The organism is Streptomyces telluris (assembly GCF_024519335.1).
Taxonomy (GTDB): domain Bacteria; phylum Actinomycetota; class Actinomycetes; order Streptomycetales; family Streptomycetaceae; genus Streptomyces; species Streptomyces telluris.
Genome location: NZ_JANIID010000059.1, coordinates 21,013 through 27,707, shown reverse-complemented (window position 1 = coordinate 27,707; position 6,695 = coordinate 21,013). Strand labels below are relative to the sequence as shown.

The 6,695-nt window shown below is 71.6% G+C and carries 7 protein-coding genes; 3 read left to right on the top strand and 4 right to left on the bottom strand.

The window, feature by feature from the left end; translation table 11 throughout:
• The coding region (locus NQU55_RS34960) for a transglycosylase SLT domain-containing protein (RefSeq protein ID WP_256791791.1) at nt 1–343 on the top strand (343 nt) is incomplete at its 5' end.
• A 109-nt stretch (nt 344–452) separates the two neighbouring features.
• Here the strand turns inward: NQU55_RS34960 and NQU55_RS34955 are convergent.
• The 3 genes from NQU55_RS34955 to NQU55_RS34945 form a co-directional block, all read right to left on the bottom strand.
• Nucleotides 453–1,559, bottom strand: a complete 1,107-nt coding sequence (locus tag NQU55_RS34955) for a PP2C family protein-serine/threonine phosphatase (RefSeq protein ID WP_168097000.1) — start codon at nt 1,557–1,559, stop codon at nt 453–455.
• A gap of 243 nt (nt 1,560–1,802) precedes the next feature.
• The gene (locus tag NQU55_RS34950; RefSeq protein WP_256791790.1) at nt 1,803–2,279 is read right to left on the bottom strand and encodes a hypothetical protein; all 477 of its coding nucleotides are present in this window, start codon (nt 2,277–2,279) and stop codon (nt 1,803–1,805) included.
• A 150-nt stretch (nt 2,280–2,429) separates the two neighbouring features.
• Entirely contained in the window at nt 2,430–3,062 is a 633-nt protein-coding gene (locus NQU55_RS34945) for a TetR/AcrR family transcriptional regulator (RefSeq protein WP_168095585.1), read from the bottom strand.
• Between the two features lie 138 nt (nt 3,063–3,200).
• On the opposite strand from NQU55_RS34945, the gene NQU55_RS34940 reads away from it, so the two are divergent.
• On the top strand, nt 3,201–4,265 hold the full coding sequence (locus NQU55_RS34940) for an aldo/keto reductase (RefSeq protein WP_168095586.1): 1,065 nt from the start codon (nt 3,201–3,203) through the stop codon (nt 4,263–4,265).
• Between the two features lie 148 nt (nt 4,266–4,413).
• Here NQU55_RS34940 and NQU55_RS34935 read toward each other — a convergent pair whose 3' ends face one another.
• Nucleotides 4,414–4,902: a glutathione peroxidase gene (locus NQU55_RS34935; RefSeq protein ID WP_168095587.1), complete on the bottom strand. Its 489-nt coding sequence runs from the start codon at nt 4,900–4,902 to the stop codon at nt 4,414–4,416.
• A gap of 287 nt (nt 4,903–5,189) precedes the next feature.
• Between NQU55_RS34935 and NQU55_RS34930 the strand changes: the two genes are divergently transcribed.
• Entirely contained in the window at nt 5,190–6,680 is a 1,491-nt protein-coding gene (locus NQU55_RS34930; RefSeq protein ID WP_168095588.1) for a tetratricopeptide repeat protein, read from the top strand.
• The last annotated feature ends 15 nt before the right edge of the window (nt 6,681–6,695 follow it).

Sequence of the window (6,695 nt, the reverse complement as noted above, 5' to 3'; positions counted from 1 at the left end):
CGCCCCTGCGAAGAAGGCTTACGCCGACAATCTTGAGGGCTGGATCGGTGAGTCTCTGGAGATTCTGCGGGCGAAGGGTATTCCGGCTTCGTACGACGGCATCAAGCGCAACATCATGCGTGAGTCGACCGGTAACCCGCGTGCGATCAACGACTGGGACATCAACGCCGTGAACGGTGTTCCGTCGAAGGGTCTGCTGCAGATGATCGACCCGACGTTCAAGGCGTACCACGTCGAGGGCACGTCCTGGGACATCTACGACCCGGTCGCCAACATCACCGCTGCCTGCAACTACGCCGCTGACAAGTACGGCTCGATGGACAACGTCAACTCCGCCTACTGATCAGCGCACAGCATTTAGGCAGCACCACCCCGCATTTCGCCGAGGGCGGTGGCACCCCCGTACCGATGGGGGCGCCACCGCCCTCGCCGCGTATCCGGGGTCCGGGCAGTCACAGAGGGCTACGCCGGATGGCGACCAGCGCGACGTCGTCGTCGAGGGCCCCGCCGGCGTGGGCGAGCAGGTCCTGTCGGATGCGCTGGATCAGGCGCTGCGGTTCGCGTTCGTTCCAGGAGGCGAGGCGCTCTGCGAGGGGGTAGAAGGCGCCGTGGGGGCCGCGGGCCTCGATGACCCCGTCGGTGTAGAGCAGGAGGAGGTCGCCGTCGCGGAAGGCGAAGTCCTCGGGTTCGTAGTCGGCCTCCGTCGTGGGTGTGCCCAGGCCGAAGGGCAGATTGGGGTCGGCGACCGCCAGGGTGACGACCTCGCCGTCGCGGACGATCAGCGGCGGCGGGTGGCCGCAGCTGATGACGTGGACGAGGGCCTGGTCGTCGGGGATCTCCAGCACGGCCGCGGTCACGAAGCTCTCGCCCGCCGCGAGCTCGTCGGCGGGCTCCTCCGCGTCCCAGTAGACGGTGTTGTGGAGGTGGGCGACGAGGCGGGGGAGGGGCGGGAAGCGGTGGGCGGCGGCGCGGAAGGCGCCGAGGAGGAGGGCGGCGTCCCCGACGGCGTCCAGTCCCTTGCCGCGGCAGTCCCCGATCATGACGCGGGTCGCGCCGCGGGCGCGGACGGCCGCGTAGAGGTCTCCGCCGATCTGCGCCTCGGCCTCGGCCGCCGCGTACTCCGAGGCGAGCTCCAAGGGGCCGATACGGGAGGGAAGGGGCTTGAGCAGGACTTTCTGCGCGACGTCGGCGATCCACCGGGCGCGGTCCAGTGCCTCTTCGTGGCGCTCGCGCAGGGCGCGGAAGGCGACGATGAAGCAGACGGCCAGGAACAGGGCCCCGGTCTGCGTCTGGTGATCGGCGGTCGTGGTCCGGCCGAAGATGAACCCGAGGGCGACCTGGACGCCCACGGCCAGGGCGCCGATGAAGGCGGTCAGCCGCTTGCCGCCGAAGGTCGCGGTGAGTGCGGGGGCGGCCACCAGCAGGGGGCCGAGGTGGACGTCGGGGCCGGTCACCAGGTCGGCCGCCATGATGACGGCGATGAGCACCAGCGGGGCGGCAATCAGCGCGCGACGGCGTCCCGCGGAGCCGGGGCTTGCCGGAAGGAACCGAATGCGCATGTCCCTTGCTTACCTCCCCACCCCCTCCGCGCAGGTCCTGCGACACGGGCCGGATGCGCAGCGGTCCGCCGGGAGAGACCGGGAGAGACCGGGAGCGGCCGGGAGCGGCCGGGAGCGAACGGGAGGGCCGGGAGGGCCGGGACCGGATCCGGAGCCCGGTCCTGGTGATCGTGCACCTGAGAGGCCGTATCCGCAGCGCAGCCGGGCCCCGGCCGGGCCCGGCTGCGCTACAGGCGCGTGGGATCAGTGGTTCGTGCCGGAGGCCCAGATCGCCTGGCTGCCGTCGTAGATGACGACATTGCCGTCGTCCTGTACGACCAGGCGCGAGCCCGGGTGCCCGGCCGTCCTGGATGACCAGACAGCCTTGCCCGAGCGGGTGTACACGACGAAGTTGCCGTCCTCTTGGAAGGCGGCTCTCCACCCCTGGCCGACGGTTCTGGAGGCCCAGCGGGCTCTGCCGAACTCGTCGTAGATGACGAGGTTGCCGTCGGACTGCATGACCAGATTGGCGGTGTCCGAGGCCAGGGACTGGTTCTGCTCCAGGGTGAACGGGGCGTGGACGGTACGGGTGGCCTGGACGCCCGGCCCGGCCGCTGCACTCGCGGCGGCCAAGCCGGCCGGGGCGGCGTGGCCTGCGGTCTCCGCGGCGCCCGCATGCCCGGCGAGGGCGACGACGGAGAGTGCGGCGGCTGCCAGCAATGTGGTGGTCCTCTTGCTCACGAAAGGTCCTTTCGTCGAGTGGTGCGTCCACCGGCCCCGGCGGCCCCGGATGAGGGACCTGGGTAGGGGACCTGAGTGAGGGACTGGACCGGACTTTTTCACCCCCCGTGTGCGGGATGCCGCCGTTCGCCCGGCGATGACGCATTCATTTCACTGTTTGGCCGGAGTCTCAGCCGTGACGAAGGCTCCCGCCCGTGCGGCTGCGACCGCGACCGCCGCCGCTCGGTCCGCCGCCGCTTCGTCGAGTACCTCGCCCGTGGTCAGCAGGCGGTAGTAGAGGGGGGCGGAGACGGCCCGGACGACCTCGCGGGTGTCGGTCCCCTCGGGCAGCTCGCCGCGCTCGACGGCCTCCCGGACGCAGGGCTCCCACTCCGTGACGCGGGTGGCGTAGAAGAGGCGGAGGGCCGAAGCCGCTTCGTCGTTGCAGGTCGCGGCGGCGATCACCGCCTTGAAGAGCGGTCCCTGGCGCGGATCGGCCAGCGTGCGCTGCACGAGGCGGGCATTGGCGCGCAGGTCGCCCGGGAGGGTGCCCGTGCGGGCGCGCGGGAGGGACTGCTCGGCCATGTCCGCGAGCAGGTCGGCGACCAGGGCGGCCGGCGTTCCCCAGCGGCGGTACACGGTCGTCCTGCCGACGTCCGCGCGCCGGGCCACGTCGGCGAGGTCGAGGCCGGACAGCCCGCCCTCGGCCAGGGCGTCTCCGGCGGCCTGCAGGACGGCGGCTCGCACGCGGGCGGTGCGCCCGCCGGGGCGCACCGTTCCCGGATCGGCACTCCTGGACTCCATAACGGGACTCCCATTCCATTAGGGGCTCGGCTTCTGCTACGGTGAACCCATCTTAACGGGATCTCGGTCCCGGTAGCGCTGCCGCCCGGGCCCGCACGGCACGGGGCGGCACGAGGGGACAAGGGGAAGGGAACCGCTGTGGAATTCCGACGACTGGGCGCTTCAGGACTGATGGTTCCGGCGCTGAGCATGGGCGCGGGCACGTTCGGCGGGCGCGGAGAGCTCTTCGGCGCCTGGGGCGACACCGACGCCGAGGAGGCGCGCCGCCTCATCGACATCTGCCTCGAGGCGGGTCTCAACATGTTCGACACCGCCGACGTCTACTCCGCCGGCGCTTCGGAAGAGGTGCTCGGCGCCGCGATCAAGGGCCGCCGCGACGAGGTCATCATCTCCACCAAGGCGGGGCTGCCGATGGGCGACGGCCCGGCGGACGCGGGCACCTCCCGCTCACGCCTCGTCAAGGCCGTCGAGGACGCCCTGCGCCGCCTCGGCACCGACTACATCGACCTCTTCCAGCTCCACGCCTTCGACGCGGGCACCCCCGTGGAGGAGGCCCTCGCCACCCTCGACGACCTCGTGCGGGCCGGGAAGATCCGCTACACCGGCGTCTCCAACTTCGCCGGCTGGCAGCTGATGAAGTCCCTCGGCACCGCCGACAAGCACGGCTACCAGCGCTACGCCGCGCACCAGGTCTACTACTCCCTCATCGGCCGCGACTACGAGTGGGAGCTGATGCCGCTCGGCCTCGACCAGGGCGTCGGCGCCGTCGTCTGGAGCCCCCTGGGCTGGGGCCGCCTCACCGGCAAGATCCGCCGGGACCAGCCGCTGCCGGCCGGCAGCCGTCTGCACGCCACCGCGGACTACGGCCCTCCCGTGGACGACGAACTGCTGTTCCGCGTGGTCGACACCCTCGACGAGATCGCCCTCGAAACCGGCAGGACCGTGCCGCAGATCGCCCTCAACTGGCTGCTGCAGCGCCCGACGGTCTCCTCCGTCATCATCGGCGCCCGCAACGAGGCGCAGCTGCGGCAGAACCTGGGCGCGGTGGGGTGGAACCTGACCGCCGATCAGGTAGCGCGGCTCGACGCCGCGAGCACCACGACCGCGCCGTACCCGTACTTCCCCTACGAGCGCCAGGAGGGTTTCGCCCGCCTCAACCCGCACCCGGTCCGGCGCGGGGTGGGCGCCGTCGGTGAGGCGTAGGCAGGGGAAGGGCGGGGACGGCGCGCCCGGGCCGCCCGCGGCAGATCACCGTCGACGGCCGAGGGCCGACGGTGATCTGCCGCGCGCCGTGCGGCGACGGGGAAGGAAGGAAAGGGAAGGAAGGAAGGAAAGGAAGGAAGGAAAGGCGTCAGGCGGGCAGGGCCGCCTCGATGGCCGAGACGACCTCGGGGGCGTCGGGCTCGGTCTGCGGGCTGAAGCGGGCGGCGACGCTGCCGTCCCCGGCAATGAGGAACTTTTCGAAGTTCCAGCGGATGTCGCCGGTGTGACCCTCGGCATCCGCGGTGCCCACGAGGGCGCCGTAGAGGGGGTGCCGCTGTTCGCCGTTGACGTCGGTCTTCTCCGTCATCGGGAAGGTCACGCCGTAGGTGGCCGAGCAGAAGGAGGCGATCTCCTCGGCGGATCCGGGCTCCTGACCCATGAACTGGTTGCACGGGACGCCCAGCACCGTGAAGCCGCGCGGCGCGTAGGTCTCGTGCAGCTTCTCCAGCGCCGCGTACTGCGGGGTCAGGCCGCACTTCGAGGCGACGTTGACGACCAGGACGGCCTTGCCGCGGTACTGCGCGAGATTCGCGGGGCCGCCCTGGAGGGCGCCGATCTCCACGTCGTGGATGGACACGATGGCTCCTTGGCTCTTCTGCTCGGCTGCTGCATGATCAGTTCGACTTGCCTGTGGGCCAGTATGCCCCCAGTCGGCCGAACTCCCGTGGGCCCGGGTCTCCGGCACAGCTGTGGAAGGCCCGGTTCACGATCACCCCGCGATCATGCGTCCGGGCGCGCAGGACCGGGCAGGCATGTACTGCCGTCGCCGCGGCGCCCGGCAGGGCGGGGTGGCGTTGTCACGGCGGCTGTCACGGCGGTCGAGCGGGAGGACTGGGAGTGGGAACGGACCGGCATGCTCAGGCGATGACGTTCACCAGCACCGATGCGGTGCGGCACTACGAGAAGGCGCTGGAATCCCTGCTCTTCTTCCGCTCGGAGGTCGCCACCGAGGCGGAGGCGGCGGTCGCCGACTCGCCGCGCTCGGTCATGGGCAACGTCCTCCTGGCGTACCTCGGTCTGCTGGGCACGGAGGAGAAGGACGCGGCGTCGGCGCGAAAGTCCTTCGAGGACTTCCGCAGAGGCGTGCACCTCTCGGAGGTGACCCCGCGGGAGCGGATGCACATCGAGGCCGCCTCGTCCTGGCTGAACGGCGACATCCTGGGAGCCGGCCGCGTGCTCGGCGAGCTCCACGTGGCCCACCCGCGGGACGCGCTGGCCCTGGCGGTGGGCCACCAGACCGACTTCTTCACCGGCAACGCCGTGCTGCTGCGCGACCGCATCGGCGGGGCGCTGTCCGCCTGGGACGAGGACGACCCGCACTACGGCCTGCTGCTCGGCATGTACGCGTTCGGCCTCGAGGAAGCGGGCCACTACGCCCAGTCGGAGCAGGCGGGCCTGGCGGCCGTGGAGCGCAACGCCCGCGACGTGTGGGGGATCCACGCCGTCGTGCACGCCTACGAGATGACGGGCCGGTTCGCGGACGGGATCCGCTATCTGGACGACCGGACGGCCGACTGGGCGGACGGCAATTACCTCAACGTCCACAACTGGTGGCACTACGCCCTCTACAACCTCGAGGCGGGCCGCACCGGCCGGGTCCTCGACGTCTACGACGCCGTCCTCCACAACGAGGAATCGGCCGGGCTGGCGATGGAGATGCTGGACGCGGCGTCCCTGCTGTGGCGGCTCTACCTGACCGGCGACGCCAAATCGAACGGCACCGGCAGTGGTACCGGTACCGGACCCGTCGCCGACGTCGACACCGGGGACCGCTGGGCCGTGCTCTCCGACGCCTGGACGGCACGGCAGGACGGCGCCTACTACGCCTTCAACGACGCGCATGCCGTCATGGCCCACGTAGGGGCGGACCGGATGGCCGAGGCCGAGCGCCTCATCCGGGACCGGGAGGCCTGGGTGCGGCAGTCCGGCCCGCACACGGCCGGACTGTCCAACGTGGCGATGACCGCCGAGGTCGGCCTCCCGGTGTGCCGGGCGTTCGTCGCCTACGGCAAGCGCCGCTACGACGACGTCGTCGGCCTGCTGCTTCCGATCCGGCACCGAGTCGCGACGTTCGGAGGCAGCCACGCACAGCGGGACGCCGTCCAGCGGACCCTGGTGGAGGCGGCAGTGCGCAGCGGGCAGCACGACATCGCGCGCATGCTGCTGAGCGAGCGCATCAACGTGCGCCCGCTGTGCCCGTACAACTGGGGCGCACAGGCCCGGCTCGCCGAACGGCTCGGCGACACCGCGGGGGCCGGCGCGGCGCGACGCCGTGCCGCGCAGCAGGCGTCGGCGTCGGCGTCGGCGTCGGCAACGACGTCGGGATCGGCGGCAGCGACGGCGTCCCGGGCCTGAGCCGGAGTGAGCAAG

Bases quoted from the DNA above. Each gene is read 5' to 3' on its own strand.
- NQU55_RS34945 (WP_168095585.1), bottom strand. From the start codon at position 3,062: ATGGAGTCCAGGAGTGCCGATCCGGGAACGGTGCGCCCCGGCGGGCGC.
- NQU55_RS34955 (WP_168097000.1), bottom strand. From the start codon at position 1,559: ATGCGCATTCGGTTCCTTCCGGCAAGCCCCGGCTCCGCGGGACGCCGT.
- NQU55_RS34930 (WP_168095588.1), top strand. From the start codon at position 5,190: ATGACGTTCACCAGCACCGATGCGGTGCGGCACTACGAGAAGGCGCTG.